The sequence below is a fragment of the Micromonospora arida genome, from assembly GCF_003857035.1.
Lineage (GTDB): Bacteria > Actinomycetota > Actinomycetes > Mycobacteriales > Micromonosporaceae > Micromonospora > Micromonospora arida.
In genome coordinates this window covers 1-13695 of sequence record NZ_QGSY01000130.1, presented here as the reverse complement: position 1 = coordinate 13695, position 13695 = coordinate 1, and the positions used below count along the sequence as shown (strand labels likewise).

The 13695-nt window shown below is 71.3% G+C and carries 11 protein-coding genes; all 11 read left to right on the top strand.

The genetic code is table 11. The annotated features are described in order from the left end of the window. The first annotated feature begins 74 nt into the window (after positions 1–74). The 11 genes from DLJ58_RS07420 to DLJ58_RS07370 all read left to right on the top strand — a co-directional run bounded on the left by DLJ58_RS07420 (position 75) and on the right by DLJ58_RS07370 (position 13523). The gene (locus DLJ58_RS07420) at positions 75–2429 is read left to right on the top strand and encodes an AbfB domain-containing protein (protein WP_124854463.1); all 2355 of its coding nucleotides are present in this window, start codon (positions 75–77) and stop codon (positions 2427–2429) included. Between the two features lie 478 nt (positions 2430–2907). Then, complete coding sequence (locus DLJ58_RS07415; RefSeq protein WP_124854462.1) at positions 2908–4200, top strand: cytochrome P450; 1293 nt, start codon at positions 2908–2910, stop codon at positions 4198–4200. Between the two features lie 264 nt (positions 4201–4464). Continuing rightward, complete coding sequence (locus tag DLJ58_RS07410) at positions 4465–4947, top strand: helix-turn-helix transcriptional regulator (RefSeq protein ID WP_158629556.1); 483 nt, start codon at positions 4465–4467, stop codon at positions 4945–4947. Positions 4948–5200: 253 nt separating this feature from the next. After that, positions 5201–7600: a sensor histidine kinase gene (locus tag DLJ58_RS07405; RefSeq protein ID WP_124854460.1), complete on the top strand. Its 2400-nt coding sequence runs from the start codon at positions 5201–5203 to the stop codon at positions 7598–7600. Positions 7601–7616: 16 nt separating this feature from the next. Further along, entirely contained in the window at positions 7617–8021 is a 405-nt protein-coding gene (locus tag DLJ58_RS07400; protein WP_124854459.1) for a roadblock/LC7 domain-containing protein, read from the top strand. 53 nt (positions 8022–8074) lie between these two features. After that, the gene (locus DLJ58_RS07395; RefSeq protein ID WP_124854458.1) at positions 8075–9268 is read left to right on the top strand and encodes an ABC transporter substrate-binding protein; all 1194 of its coding nucleotides are present in this window, start codon (positions 8075–8077) and stop codon (positions 9266–9268) included. Next, on the top strand, positions 9265–10161 hold the full coding sequence (locus DLJ58_RS07390; protein ID WP_124854457.1) for a branched-chain amino acid ABC transporter permease: 897 nt from the start codon (positions 9265–9267) through the stop codon (positions 10159–10161). The genes DLJ58_RS07395 and DLJ58_RS07390 overlap by 4 nt, the downstream gene beginning before the upstream one ends. Continuing rightward, positions 10158–11177 (top strand): branched-chain amino acid ABC transporter permease, encoded by a 1020-nt coding sequence (locus DLJ58_RS07385; RefSeq protein ID WP_124854456.1) that lies wholly within the window; start codon positions 10158–10160, stop codon positions 11175–11177. Before DLJ58_RS07390 ends, DLJ58_RS07385 begins: the two co-directional genes overlap by 4 nt. Then, positions 11174–11917 (top strand): ABC transporter ATP-binding protein, encoded by a 744-nt coding sequence (locus DLJ58_RS07380; protein WP_124854455.1) that lies wholly within the window; start codon positions 11174–11176, stop codon positions 11915–11917. Before DLJ58_RS07385 ends, DLJ58_RS07380 begins: the two co-directional genes overlap by 4 nt. After that, a complete protein-coding gene (locus DLJ58_RS07375; RefSeq protein ID WP_124854454.1) occupies positions 11917–12687 on the top strand; it encodes an ABC transporter ATP-binding protein in 771 nt (256 codons plus the stop codon). The genes DLJ58_RS07380 and DLJ58_RS07375 overlap by 1 nt, the downstream gene beginning before the upstream one ends. Positions 12688–12719: 32 nt before the next feature. Then, entirely contained in the window at positions 12720–13523 is an 804-nt protein-coding gene (locus DLJ58_RS07370; RefSeq protein WP_124854453.1) for a class I SAM-dependent methyltransferase, read from the top strand. Positions 13524–13695: the final 172 nt, after the last annotated feature.

Genomic DNA, 13695 nt, shown 5'->3' with positions numbered 1-13695 from the left:
CCACCCGATGCCCACCACCCACGCGCTTCGGGCCTGGCTGCACCGCCCGCGGCGACTCCTCCCCCGGAGACGGCATGACACGTCACGTCCCCATCCGCCCCGCCCTGCCACTGCTGCTCGCCATCGCCCTGGTCGCCGGCGTTCTCGTCGCGCCCGCCTCGTCGGCGTACGCCGCACCGGCCAAGACGCCGCCACTGAGCACCCCCTGGACCAGCCAGGCGCTGGCCGGCACACCACTGCCCGAGTATCCGCGACCCCAGATGACGCGGCCGGACTGGCTCAACCTCAACGGCGAGTGGCAGCTACGCCAGTCGACGACCGACGACGCCCCGCAGTTCGGCACCAACCTGCCCGAGCGGGTCAACGTGCCCTTCCCGGTGGAGAGCGCCCTGTCCGGCATTCAGCGCGCCGCCAACGACAACCGCAACTACCTGTTCTACCGACGCACGGTCACCATCCCGGCGAACTGGTCGGGTCGGCGCACCCTGCTGCACTTCGGCGCCGTCGACTGGCAGAGCACCGTCTGGGTCAACGGTGTCCGGGTCGGCGCGCACACCGGCGGCTACGACGCCTTCACCTTCGACGTGACGCCCCAGCTCACCACCGGGACGAACGAGATCGTCGTCAAGGTCTGGGATCCCACCGACACCCGGCAGAACGGCAGCCTGCCCGCCATCGGCAAGCAGACCAAGACACCTGGCGGGATCTTCTACACCCCCAGCTCCGGCATCTGGCAGACGGTGTGGATGGAGCCGGTGCCCGCCGCCTCGATCAGCAGCGTGGACGTCTACCCGAACCTGAGCAACAACACCCTGCGGGTCCGGGTCTTCACCCGGGGCGACGTGAGCGGCCACAGCGTGCTCGCCGAGGCGCTGAACGGCGCCACCGTGGTCGGCTCGGCCACCGGCGGCTTCACCGACTTCAGCGTGCCGGTGCCCAACGCCCGCCGCTGGTCACCCGACGACCCGTTCCTCTACAACCTCCGGGTGACCCTGCGCGGCGCCACCGGCGCCACAGTGGACCGGACCACGCACTACTTCGGGATGCGGGAGATCACCACCGGCCTGGTCAACGGGGTGCTGCGTCCCAAGCTCAACGGCCAGTTCGTGTTCCAGGTCGGCACCCTCGACCAGGGCTTCTGGCCGGACGGGCTCTACACCGCGCCCACCGACGCCGCCCTCGCCTTCGACCTGCAGAAACACAAGGACCTGGGCTTCAACATGGTGCGCAAGCACATCAAGGTCGAGCCGCAGCGCTGGTTCTACCACGCCGACCGGCTCGGCCTGCTGGTCTGGCAGGACATCCCGTCGCTGACGGCACAGGACGTCAACCCCACCGACGCCCAGCAGGCGCAGTTCGAGGCCGAGGCACGCGAGATCGTCGACGAGCACCGCAGCTCACCCGCCGTGATCGCGTACACGCCCTACAACGAGGGCTGGGGCGAGCGGTCCCTCGCCGACACCCGACGCGTCGCACAGAACATCAAGAATCAGGACCCGACACGTCTGGTCAACCCGCACAGCGGCCACAACTGCTGCCAGTCCCTCGGCAACCCCGGCAACGGCGACATCGACGACTGGCACGTCTACCTCGGCCCGGACTCGCCCGTACCGTCGAGCAGCCGGATAGCGGTGCTCGGTGAGTTCGGCGGTCTGGGCCTGCACACGCCGGGCCACGAGTACAGCCCCAGCGGCAGCTTCTTCGCGTACGAGTGGCAGTCCAGCTCCAACGCCCTCACCGACCGGTACGTGGGGCTGGTGCAGGGCACCCAGAACCTGATGCTCGGCAAGGGTCTCAGCGCCTCGATCTACACCGAGATCACCGACCTGGAGGGCGAGCTGAACGGGTTCCTCACCTACGACCGACAGGTGATCAAGATGGACCAGGCGCGGGTACGCGCCGCCAACACCGCCCTGATCAACGCCTCGAAGGCCATCGGCAGTTCGGCGCCCGTCGCCCTGCCCGTCAACACCCGCCGGTCGTTGCAGGTGACCACGCCCGGCTTCACCAACCGCTACCTACGCCACCAGGACAGCCTGGCCTACACGGAGGTGGTCGACGCCGCGAGTTCCAGCCTGCTCAAGGCCGACGCCACGTACACCGTCCGGCCCGGCCTGGCCGGTGCCGGTTGCTACTCGTTCGAGTCGGTCAACTTCCCCGGGCAGTACCTGCGCCACCAGAACTCCCGGGTCCGCAACTCGCCGGACGACGGCTCAGCGCTGCTGCGCGCCGACGCCACCTGGTGCGCCCGAACCGGGCTGACCGGCACCGGCGTGTCGTTGGAGTCGTACAACTTCCGAGGTAGGTACCTGCGGCACTACAACGCGGAGGTCTGGCTCAGCAACGGCGCCGGCGGCGACGCGTACAACACGCCGACGTCGTGGACCGCCGACAGCACCTGGAACATCGCCGCCCCATGGGCACCCTGACCGCTGCGCGCTGACCGGGCCGTTCCGACAGAAAGAAGCGCGGGGGTTCCGGCGTGGGCCGGGACCCCCGCGACGCATCGAATGTGTCGCGGGCCGGCTCCGCCCACCCGGGGCTCGGCCCCTTCCGTCAGCGCCGGCGCCTTCCGTCGCGGTCGGTGACCGGACTTCGGCGTCACTCGTCGTCTCGGGGGTCGTTTCCCCGGTCATGAGCGAAAGCGGCGAGTTGATTGCACCATCCGGCCGGGTCGACTTCAAGGCAAGGACCGCGCCGCAACTTGCATCTGGCCAGGTTCGCTCCGCTGTTGCAACACGCAATCATGCCGGGCAATAAATAGACAGGCACCAATCTTGACTTGCACGGCCGGCCAGCGCACCGTAAAGAGCCAGAGGCAGATGCACGCCATTATCGGCCCGGCTGAAGTGGATCGCCAAATGGGGGCGCTGCCGGTTTCGCGCCGCGTGCATCAGGAGGCTTTCCATGCGGTTGAATCCGTTCACCGGGCTCTATCTCACCGATCCGGCAAGCATGTGGCGGCGCATTCTCGACGATCCCGACGGAGTGCACTACGCCGAGGATCTGGGCCTGTGGTTGATCAGCCGGCACGCACACGTCCGGCGGGCTCTCGCCGACGCCACGACATTCGCCAACGCCCTCACCCTCGCCCCGGTCTACGAGGTGTGTCCACCGGCACTGAACGTGATCATGCAGCTCGACGCGCCACCCACGACGGCCGCCGCGGACCCACCGGCGCACCCGCGCACCCGCCGGGCCCTACGGGCGACCTTCGCGAACACCGCCGAGCGGGTCGAGGCCGAGTACGGGGAGATCGTCCGACGCCGCGTCGACCAGTTGGTGTCCCGTCTCGCCGCCCGCCAGGGTGATCAGGTCGACCTGATCCCGGAGTTCGCGACCGAGCTTCCCCTGCTGGTGGTCCTGGACATCCTCGGGGTGCCCGACGCCGACATCGGGCGCATCCGGAGTTGGGCGGACGGCCAGATCGCCCTCATCTGGGGGCAGCCGGACCCGGCCGAGCAGGTACGCCTGGCCCAGGGCCTGCTGGAGTTCTGGCACTACTGCGAAGACCTGGTCCGCCAGCGGCTGGACAGTGGACACCGGGGCGAGGACTTCATCAGCCGTGCCCTGGACTACCGGGACGACGACGACAGCGTGCTGACGGTGCCCGAGGTGGCGAGCCTTGCCTTCAACCTCCTGGTCGCGGGCCACGAGACCACCGCCGGGTTGCTCGCGCACACCCTCGACCAGGCCCTGTCCGCTCCCCAGCGCTGGTCGGCGATCACCGCGGACCCGGGGCTGGTCCCCGCCTTCGTGGGCGAGACGCTGCGGTTCGCGCCCGCCATCGACGGCTGGCTGCGAGTGACCACCCGAGATGTCACAGTGGGGGCGGTGACGATCCCCGCCGGGGCGCGTTGCCTGCTGTTGATCGGAGCCGCGAACCGGGACCCGGCGGCGTTCCATGACCCGGACCGGTTCGACCCACACCGGGCCGATGTGGGCAATCACCTGTCGTTCGGCCACGGTCCACATTTCTGCATCGGCGCGGGATTGGCGCGACTTGAGGCCGGAATCGCCCTCAGCCGACTCGCCGAAGCTATTCCCGGGCTGAGGCTGTCACCGGAGCAACACCGCTCGTACAAACCCAATGTCGCATTTCGTGCGCACCGCACGCTGCTCGCGATAATCGACGTTCCGGCACCCGCGGGCGTGCTGGCGGTACGGGATGGCGCGACGGCCGAAGTGCGCGCCGCCTGAGCGCGTACGGACGCCAGCGGTGCTGACCTGCGGACGGGTCGAGGGTGGAGTGAGGCCGGCGCCGACCCGTTCCACCCGGTGCGCCTCAGCGCCGGCACCGGGTCCGGCACGCACCTTTCCCGCCTTTCCCGACGATCCATACCGGTGAACGTCTTCACACCCATCGTGTCCTGGGTTAAGAATTGCCCTCTGTAAATGTTCAGCTCATCGGCCAATCTCGATCTGGCGTCCGCCGCTGAATGTCCGTTCCACGAAGGTGAGCGCATGGAGCACACGTCCCCGTCGAGCTCGGCTCACTCCGCGGCCAGCCAGCGGTTCCGACGGGAGTTGCGCGACTGCCGCGTCCAACGGGGCCTGACCCAACGAGCCCTGGCGGACCTGGTGCGGTTCAGCCGGGAGACGGTCGCGGCGGTCGAGTCGGGTCGCCGGTTCGGCAGTCACGAGTTCGCGCTGCGCTGCGACGACGTGCTCGGCACCGGCGGCCGACTGGCCGCACTGTGGCCGCAGGTCGCGACCGAGCAGTTGGCGGCCGACGGTCGTCGAGGCCCCCGCGCGCCGGAACCGGCTCGACTGGATCGGCAGGTGCCGCGTCAGCGTGGACGGCGTGACGCGCGCGACCCGGGCGCCGTGGTGGACGCGATCGACGAACTACGTGAGCTGATCGGCCAGGTGCTCAACGGTCAACCCGAAGCGGATGAACCGGAGCGGCGGCACCCGTCGGCCGAACCCCTCGACAACCAGCGCTGACCCGACGAATCCGGCCCGACCCCGGGGCGTCACCGGTCGCTGACGTTGGGTACAGATGCTGGTACGGGCAGTTTGTACCACGGCCAGGTCTGGTCTACGAGCGCGGCTTCCGGCCGAATGGGACTTGCATTCGGCAACGTGCGTATAGACCGTCATCGACGAGTCGTGGGAGTCAATCTTGGCGTCGAGCACCCGGTCCCACGCGGCCAGACCCTACCCGACCCGTCGACGCGGTTGGAAGATTGCCGGCCGGATGCGGCTCATCGTCGCGGCCCCGCTCGTCGCCGTGATCGGCTTCGCCGGTCTCGCACTGACCGAGAGCGCACGCCAGACGGCCCGGGCCAGCGACCTGCGGATCCTGGCGCAGGTCGGTGCCGAGGCCGGCGACCTGGCCTACCGGCTGCAACGCGAACGGATCGCCGCCGCCGACCTGCTCACCTATGCCCGCCCGGAGCAGCAGGACGCCTTCGGCGTGGAGATGGCCGCCACCGATGACGCCGTCGCCCGCTACCGCGGGCAGCGTGACCGGCTGTCCACCGACAACGGCACCAGCTCGGCTCTGCTGCGGCGCATCGACGCGGCTCTGGACGGCCTCGCCCCGCTGCGCACCCAGGTGCGCACCGCCACGCACGCGTCGGTGTCCGCGATGACCTTCAGCTACCGCATCGCGATCGCCGACCTCATCAACTTCCGGGAGAACGTCTCACACGGCGTGGTGGACGCCCCGCTCGCCGACGGGATCCGGGCCTCGGCGGCGCTGTCGAAGACGGCCGAGGCCATCGGTCAACAGCAGGTGGCCGTGCTGCGCGCCGTCGCGGGCGGCGAACTGACCCCGGCCATGCAGCAGGACATCACCGCCGCCCGCACCAGCTACACCGAGTCGAGCCTGTCGTTCCTGGCCCTGGCCCCACCCGACTGGAGCATCTGGTGGGAGCAGGCCGGCACCGGCAAGGAGGCGCTCGCCCTGCAACGGATGCAGGACGAGGTGTCCCGGGCCCAGCCGGGGTCGCAACTGAAACTGGAGACCGACGCCTGGGTGTCCACCACCCAGACGCGCGCCGCCCGGCTGGCCGACCTGCGCGCCCGGGTCGACGGCGCGGTCCGCGACGACGTTCGGGCCGCGCACGCCGACCAGCGCCGCCGGGCCGTGGCCGAGGCGGCCAGCGTCCTCCTGGCCCTGATCCTGACCGCGTTGGTGACCTGGGCCGTCGCACGGCAGATCACCCGGCGGCTGCGCCGGCTACGGGACGCCGCCAACGCCGTCGCCTTCGAACAGCTGCCCGCCGTGGTGGCCCAGCTCCAACAGCCCGGCAGCGCCACCGTCGACCCACAGAAGCTGGCCCACCAGCAGTCCAGTGCCGCCCTCGAACCGTCCAGCGACGACGAGATCGGCGAACTGGGTCAGGCGTTCAGCGCCGTGCACCAGGCCGCCGTACGGACCGCCGCCGAACAGGCCGTCATGCGTGCCAACACCGCCGACATCTTCATCCACCTGAGCCGCCGCGAACAGCGACTGGTCGACGCCGTCCTGGCCCAGGTCGACCTGGTCGAGCGGGACGAGACCGACCCCGACCGGCTCGACCAGCTGTACACACTGGACAACCTGGCGACCCGGATGGGCCGGATCAACGCCAGCCTGCTGGTGCTCGGCGGCGTCGGCGTGGGTCGCGTACGCCAGCGCGACGTTCCGCTACAACAGGTGCTCCAGGCAGCGCTGTCCCAGATCGAGCACTACGCGCGGGTCCGGCTCGGCATGATCGACGGAGACGTCGCGGTGGCCGCCAAGACCGTCGACGAGGTCGTGCACATGCTCGCCGAACTCATGGACAACGCCACGACGTACTCGCCGCCGGGCAGCGAGACCTGGGTGAGCGGCCGGAGCCTGGGAGACCGCGTCATCGTCCAGATCAGCGACGAAGGTGTGGGGCTGTCCGCGCAGCGGATGCAGCAACTCAACGAGCTGCTGGCCCGCCCACCGGCCATCGACGTGGCCGCCGTACGGGCGATGGGGCTGGTCGTCGTGGGCCAGCTCGCGGCCCGGCTGGGCGCCACCGTCCAACTGCGACGCGGCCCCCGACGCGGCATCCTCGCCGAGGCGACACTGCCCGCGGCGATCATCCGGTCGCTGCCACCGGAGGAGTACCTGCTCGCACCCGGCCGGCTGTCGCGGCGGGCAGCGCGGACGCCCAACCCTCCGCCGCCGTACCAGCCGCGTCCCGAACCCACCGCCGGACGCCCGCCGGCCGAACGGACCCTGCCGGCCGCGCCGGTCTTCCGACCGGCTCCCCCACCCCCGGACCGGGGTGACGCGCCCACCGAGGAGCTGCTCATCTTCGAACAGGTCAACCACTGGTTCCAGAACGACGTCGTCGACGGCCCGAACGGCCAGAACGGCCAGCAGTGGTCCAGCCCCGCCGACGACGCCTGGCGTACGGCCGCCCAGGCGCACACCCCCGAGGTCGCCACGACCACCAACTCCGGCCTGCCCAAACGACAGCCGCAACGGCACCTCGTGCCCGGCGGTGTGACAGTGCCCCAGCAGCAGCAACGGTCCGAGTACCGCGACCCGGCGCAGGTGGCGACGGCGATGGCCGCGTACGCGCGGGGCGTGGCGAACCGACGGCGCACCCCGATCAACCTCGGCAACAAGTGACGCGACAGGAGAGCACGTGACCGACCAACAGGATCTCGGCTGGCTGCTGGACAACTTCGCGGCGCGCGCGACCGAGGTCAGCCACGCGATCGCCATTTCCAGCGACGGCCTGATGGTGGCCGCCACCCGCGACCTGCCACCGGACCGGGCCGACCAGTTGGCCGCCACGGGTAGCGGGCTGGTCAGCCTGCTGCGGGGGGCGGCGGCCTTCTTCGACGCCGGCACGGTGATCTCCAACGTCACCCAGCTCGAGGGCGGGTTCATGTTCTCCATGGCCTTCAACGACGGCGCCTCGCTGCTGGTGCTCGCCGCGCCCGAGTGTGACGTGGGCAAGGTCTCCTACGAGATGACCGAGCTGGCCAACCGCATCGGGGACGCGCTGACCCCCGCTGCCCGAGCGGCACTCGCCCGCAGCCGCTGACCATCCCGGCGCCCCCACGCCGGAGACCCCTTCCCCTTCCTCTGGAGTCAGACATGCCTCTCACCACGCCTTGGCGCAGCCGTGCCCTCACCGCCGCGCTGCTCGCCGCCGTGCTGACCACCAGCACGGCCTGCGGCGACGACGCTGCGGGCACGAGCGCCGGCGGCTCGATAAAGATCGGCCTGCTCGCGTCGCTGTCCGGGACGTACCAGGCCGTCGGTACGGAGATCCGCGACGGCTTCCAGCTCTACCTGGACACCCACGACGGCAAGTTGGGCGGCCGGCAGGTCGACCTCGTCGTCGCGGACGAGGGCAACGGCGCCCAGACCGCTGTCCCGGCGGCGACCAAGCTGCTCAAGCAGGACCGGGTGTCCGCGCTCACCGGCATCGTCGGTGGCGGCTCGGTCGCCGGTGTCACCCCCCTGCTCAACGAGACCAAGGTGCCACTGGTCGGCTCCAACGGCCGGCCGGAACTCAAGGACGTCTCCCGGGTCTGGCACACCTCGTACCTCTCCGACGAGCCAGGGGCGGCGATCGCCCAGCACGTCCGCGACAACGTGAAGGGCTCCGTGTACGCGATCGGCCCGGACTACCAAGGCGGTTGGGACGAGCTGCGCGGCTTCACCGACGCGTTCGGCAAGATCGGCGGGAAGCTCGCGAACGCCGACGGCAAGACGACCTTCACGCCGTTCCCGGCCACCACCAACTTCCTCCCGTACTTCGCCCGCATCAAGGCCTCCGGCGCGGCAGCCGTCTACACCTTCTACGCCGGCAGCGCCGCCGTGGACTTCGTGAAGCAGTACGCGCAGTCCGAAATCAAGGACATCCCCCTGTACGCGGCCGGGTTCCTCACCGAGGGCGGGGTGCTCAACGCGCAGGGCGAGGCCGCCCGAGACATCTACTCGGTGCTCAACTACTCGCCCGACCTCGACAACGCGGAGAACCGCGCCTTCGTGGCCGCGTGGAAGGCGAAGCACGACGGTTCGCCGACGACCTACGCGCTGGCCTCGTACGACGCGGCGGCGGTGCTGGACCGGGCGATCGGCGCCGCCGGAAACGACCCGACCCCCGAGGCCATCAACACGGCCATCGGCCAACTCGGCCAGATCGCCAGCCCGCGCGGCACCTGGCAGTTCTCCACCACCACGCACTCCCCCGTGCAGAAGTGGTACCTGCGGCAGGTCCGCCAGGACGGCCGGGCGCTGTCCAACACCGTCGTGGGCGACCTCGCGACCGTCGGCCGGTGATAGCGGTGGCGGCCGGCACGAACCGGATCGACCCGTACCTGATCCCGGCGTTGGACGGAGTCGCCTACGGGCTGCTCGTGTTCGTCGCCGCGTCCGGCCTGGTCTTCTGCTTCGGCGTCGCCAACATCCTCAACCTGGCGCACGGCCTGCTCTACGCCATCGGCGGGTACACCGCCGCGGCGCTGCTCGACGGAGGCTGGGCGAGCCTGGCGTTGGCCCTCGCCGTCGGTGTGCTGGCCGCCGCCGCGGCGGGGGTGCTCCTGGCCGGCCTGCTCACACCGGTCGCCACCGGCAATCACCTGAGTCAGGCGCTGCTGACGTTCGGGGTGGCGCTGGCCGGCGGCAGCCTGCTCGTCGCCGGCTTCGGACCCGACAACCCGCAGGTCCAGGTGCCCGCAGCCCTGGAAGGGTCGGTGCTGGTCGCCGGTCACCGCTACGCCGCGTACCGGTTGGTGTTCATTGTCGTCGCGGCCGTGCTCGCCGCCGCCCTCTACCTGGTCGTGCGACGCACCAGGGCCGGGATGCTGGTCCGGGCAGCCGTCGACGACCCGGAGATGGTCGCCTGTCTGGGCGTGAGTCCGGCGCGGATCCGGGCCGGTGTGCTCGCCGCCGCCGGTGCGCTGGCCGGCGCGGCCGGGGTCCTGGGCGCGCCCATCATCGGCCCCGGCACGGGCACCGCCGACACGGTGCTGCTGCTCTCCCTGGTGGTGGTCGTCCTCGGTGGTCTCGGGTCGATGGCAGGCACCCTGCTGGCCGCGCTCGCGATCGGCGAGATCCAGACGCTGGGAGTGGCGTTGCTGCCGTCCGCCGCGCCGTTTCTGCTGTTCGCCGCCATGGCGGCCGTGCTGGCCGTGCGGGCGCGTGGCCTGGCCGGCAGGTGGAGGGCGGCATGAGAGGAGAGGTGATCCGGCGAGTTCGGGGCGGCATCGCGGCGCTCGTCCTGGTCGGCCTGGTCGTGGCGCCCTGGGTGGTCGACGACTACACCACGGCGATCCTCTCCCGGACGCTGGCGCTGGCCCTGGTCGGGGTGAGCGTGGCCCTGCTCACCGGCGTCGCCGGCATGCCCACCCTCGGTCAGACCGCACCGTACGCGGCGGGCGCCTACGCGTGCGCCGTGGTCGGCAGCCGGGTCTCCGACGTCGGCGTCGTGCAACTCGCCGTCGCAGCGGCCGCCGGGGCCCTGCTGGCCGCGCTCACCGTGCCGCTCGTCGTGCACGCCCGAGGGGTGATCGTCCTGATGATCACCCTGGCGATCGGCGAACTCGTCGTCATCGTCCTCGGGCGGTGGCGGTCGGTGACCGGTGGCACGGACGGGTTGGCCGGCATCCCCGCGGTCCGCCCGTTCTGGGGGCTCCCGGCCCTGGCCGACGATCAGGCCCGTTACCTGTACGCCCTGGTCGTCGTGGCCACGCTGGTCGGCGCGGTGCTGGTGCTGCTGCGTACCCGGGCCGGGTTGGTGTTGCGTGCCGGCCGCGACGACGAGACGCGGTTGCGGGCCAGCGGTCACCGGGTGGCGCTGCACCTGTCCGGCGCGCACATCGCCGCCGGGGCGATCGCCGGTGCCGCCGGCTCGCTCCTGGTCGTCGCCCAGCAGTACATCTCCCCTGCCGACTTCGGCTTCGACACCTCCGCGCTGCTGCTGCTCGGTGTCGTCATCGGGGGCACCGCCTCGGTGGGCGGCGCCCTGGTGGGCGCGGCGTTGGTCATCGCCGTCCGGGACTGGCTGTTCGGGGTGCTGCCCGGCCACGCGCCACTGGTGCTGGGCGCGCTGTTCGTGGCGACGGTCTACCTGCTGCCCACCGGCGTCAACCGGGCCCGGGGTCGGCTGCGCCCGCCGGGCGCCCCGGCGCTACAGCCGGACCAGCCAGCCCTCCACGAGCAGGCCACCGTTGCGGAGCTGCACCGATGACCGGCCTGCTGGAAGCCCAGGAGATCAGCGTGCGGTACGGCTCGCTCGCCGCACTCGACGGCGTGGACCTGCGCATCCACGACGGCCAGCGGCACGCGTTGATCGGCCCGAACGGGGCCGGCAAGACGACCCTGCTCAACGTGCTCGGCGGGTCCACCAGGCCGCAACGCGGCACGGTGCGGTTCGACGGACGGGACGTCGGTCGGCTCGGCCCGGCGGCCCGAGCCCGGCGGGGCATCAACCGCATCCACCAACGACCCGCGGTCTTTCCGACGCTCACCGCGACGGAGAACGTCGTGGTGGCCGCGCTGCCCCGGGTCGTCCCACGCCGCCGGTGGTGGCCGGGCGGACGCCGACGCGCCGCGCAGCGCACGGCCGGCCCACTGCTGGACCAGATGGGACTCACCGCCGTCGCGGCGGTGCCCGCCGGGCACCTCGCGCACGGGCAACGACGCCAGTTGGAGATCGCGATGGCCCTGGCCGGTCGCCCCCGCCTGCTGCTCCTCGACGAACCGGCGGCCGGGCTGTCCGCCATCGAGGTCGGCCGACTGGTCGAGTTGCTCCAGGCGCTACCCCGGGCGGTCGCCGTTTTGCTGGTCGAACACCGACTGGACCTGGTGTACGCCCTCTCCGACACGGTCACGGTGCTGCGCGACGGTCAGACGTTGGCCGCCGGCACACCGGACGAGATCCGTACCTCGCCGCTGGTGCGGCAGGCCTACGCCGACGGGGTGGCCTGATGCTCACTGTGGATCGTCTCTGCGCCGGCTACGGCGGGGGAATCGTCCTGCACGAGGTCAGCCTCCGGGTACGTCCGGGCAGCATCCAGGCCGTGGTGGGCCGCAACGGGGCGGGCAAGAGCACGCTCGTACACACCATCGCCGGGCTGGTTCGCGCGTCCAGCGGTCGCATCGAGATCGGCGGCATGCACGTCGCCGGCCGGCAACCACATCGCATCGCCCAGTCCGGCGTCGGTCTCGTCCCGCAGGGCCGACGGGTCTTCTCCCGGTTGACAGTGGCCGAGCACCTGCACCTGGCGGCCGCGCCGTGGCGGGCCCGCACCTCCGGCGGCGAGGGCTGGACTGTCGCCCGGACCCTGGAACTGCTGCCGAGGCTGGCGGTACGGCTGCGACACCGCGGCTGCGAACTTTCCGGCGGCGAGCAGCAGATGCTGGCGATAGCCCGTGCGTTGCTCGGTCAACCCCGGGTGCTGCTGCTCGACGAACCATGTGAAGGGCTCTCACCCGATCTCGCGGCGCGGGTCCGCGAACTCGTCAACGCTCTCGCCGCCGACGGCCTGACCGTGCTGCTCGTGGAGCAGCAACTCCAGCACGCCATCGAGCTCGCGGACCGGGTGGCGGTGCTGGAGTACGGCCGAGTGGTCTACGACCGGCCGACCGCGGAGGCCCGCCGCGATCCGGCCCCACTGGCGGCGATGGTGAGCGTCGCCGCCGTTGCGCCGCCCCCGGCCAACCGATCGACCCCTCGACTCTGGGCCGACACCCCGTAGTCACCCGACCCTTCACGGAGAGGTAGACACCGATGACAACCGCTACGAGCGATGACACGTACACGTTCGACAACGGCGCACCGGACGCCGTTCCCCAGATGCACGCGCTGGAGTCCTTCCTGGACCCGATCACGACGCGGCGGCTGGCCCGCCCGGTGCTGGAGCCGGGCGCGACCTGCTGGGAGGTCGGGGCGGGTGGCGGCTCGATGGCCCGGCGGATGGCCCGCGCGGTCGGCGACGACGGGCACGTGCTGGCCACCGACATCGACCCCACACACCTGGTGGCCGAGGGCAACCTGCACGTACGCCAGCACGACGTGCGCACCGAACCGCCACCCGGGGACGCGTTCGACCTGATCCACGCCCGGCTGGTCCTGCTGCATCTCCCCGATCGACGACGGGTCCTGCGCACGCTCACCGGAGCGCTGGCGCCCGGCGGGTGGCTGGTGGTCGAGGAGTTCGACTGCACCGCGCCCCAGCGGGTGCTGACCGCGCCCAGCGACGACGCCGCGAAGCTCTTCGCGCAGGTCATGGACGCCATGATGGGTGTCCTGGAGGACCACGGCGCCGACCTGGGCTGGGCGCAGGACGTGCACACCGAGATGGCCCTCGCCGGTCTGACCGACCTGGACACCATCACCCACTCGCAGAGCTGGCCCGGCGGGTCGACCGGAACATCTCTCTACGAGACCAACTCCCGCCAGTTGGAACCGGACCTGCTGGCGGCTGGGCTGTCGCCCCAGCAACTGAACGCATTCCGGCGGCTGCTCCGCGACCCCGGGTTCGCCGTCATGTCGTACCACTTCGTCTCCACGCGGGGCCGCCTACCGAGCTGAGCAGGCGGCCCCGCGTGGAGCGCGGTCGCGCCGTGCGTACCTCTCCCGCCGCAGCACCCCCCGACTGCCGGCCGGACAGCTCGACGACGGCCTCGACCGCACCGGCCGGGCTCCCCGCGAGGGAGCCCGGCCGGTGCGGTCGAGGCCGTCGTCGAGCTGTCCGGCCGGCAGT

Excerpts from the sequence above, each read along its gene's own strand:
- DLJ58_RS07385 (WP_124854456.1), top strand. The coding sequence starts at position 10,158 with ATGAGAGGAGAGGTGATCCGGCGAGTTCGGGGCGGCATCGCGGCGCTC.
- DLJ58_RS07380 (WP_124854455.1), top strand. The coding sequence starts at position 11,174 with ATGACCGGCCTGCTGGAAGCCCAGGAGATCAGCGTGCGGTACGGCTCG.
- DLJ58_RS07370 (WP_124854453.1), top strand. The coding sequence starts at position 12,720 with ATGACAACCGCTACGAGCGATGACACGTACACGTTCGACAACGGCGCA.
- DLJ58_RS07405 (WP_124854460.1), top strand. The coding sequence starts at position 5,201 with ATGCGGCTCATCGTCGCGGCCCCGCTCGTCGCCGTGATCGGCTTCGCC.
- DLJ58_RS07375 (WP_124854454.1), top strand. The coding sequence starts at position 11,917 with ATGCTCACTGTGGATCGTCTCTGCGCCGGCTACGGCGGGGGAATCGTC.
- DLJ58_RS07415 (WP_124854462.1), top strand. The coding sequence starts at position 2,908 with ATGCGGTTGAATCCGTTCACCGGGCTCTATCTCACCGATCCGGCAAGC.
- DLJ58_RS07420 (WP_124854463.1), top strand. The coding sequence starts at position 75 with ATGACACGTCACGTCCCCATCCGCCCCGCCCTGCCACTGCTGCTCGCC.
- DLJ58_RS07410 (WP_158629556.1), top strand. The coding sequence starts at position 4,465 with ATGGAGCACACGTCCCCGTCGAGCTCGGCTCACTCCGCGGCCAGCCAG.
- DLJ58_RS07395 (WP_124854458.1), top strand. The coding sequence starts at position 8,075 with ATGCCTCTCACCACGCCTTGGCGCAGCCGTGCCCTCACCGCCGCGCTG.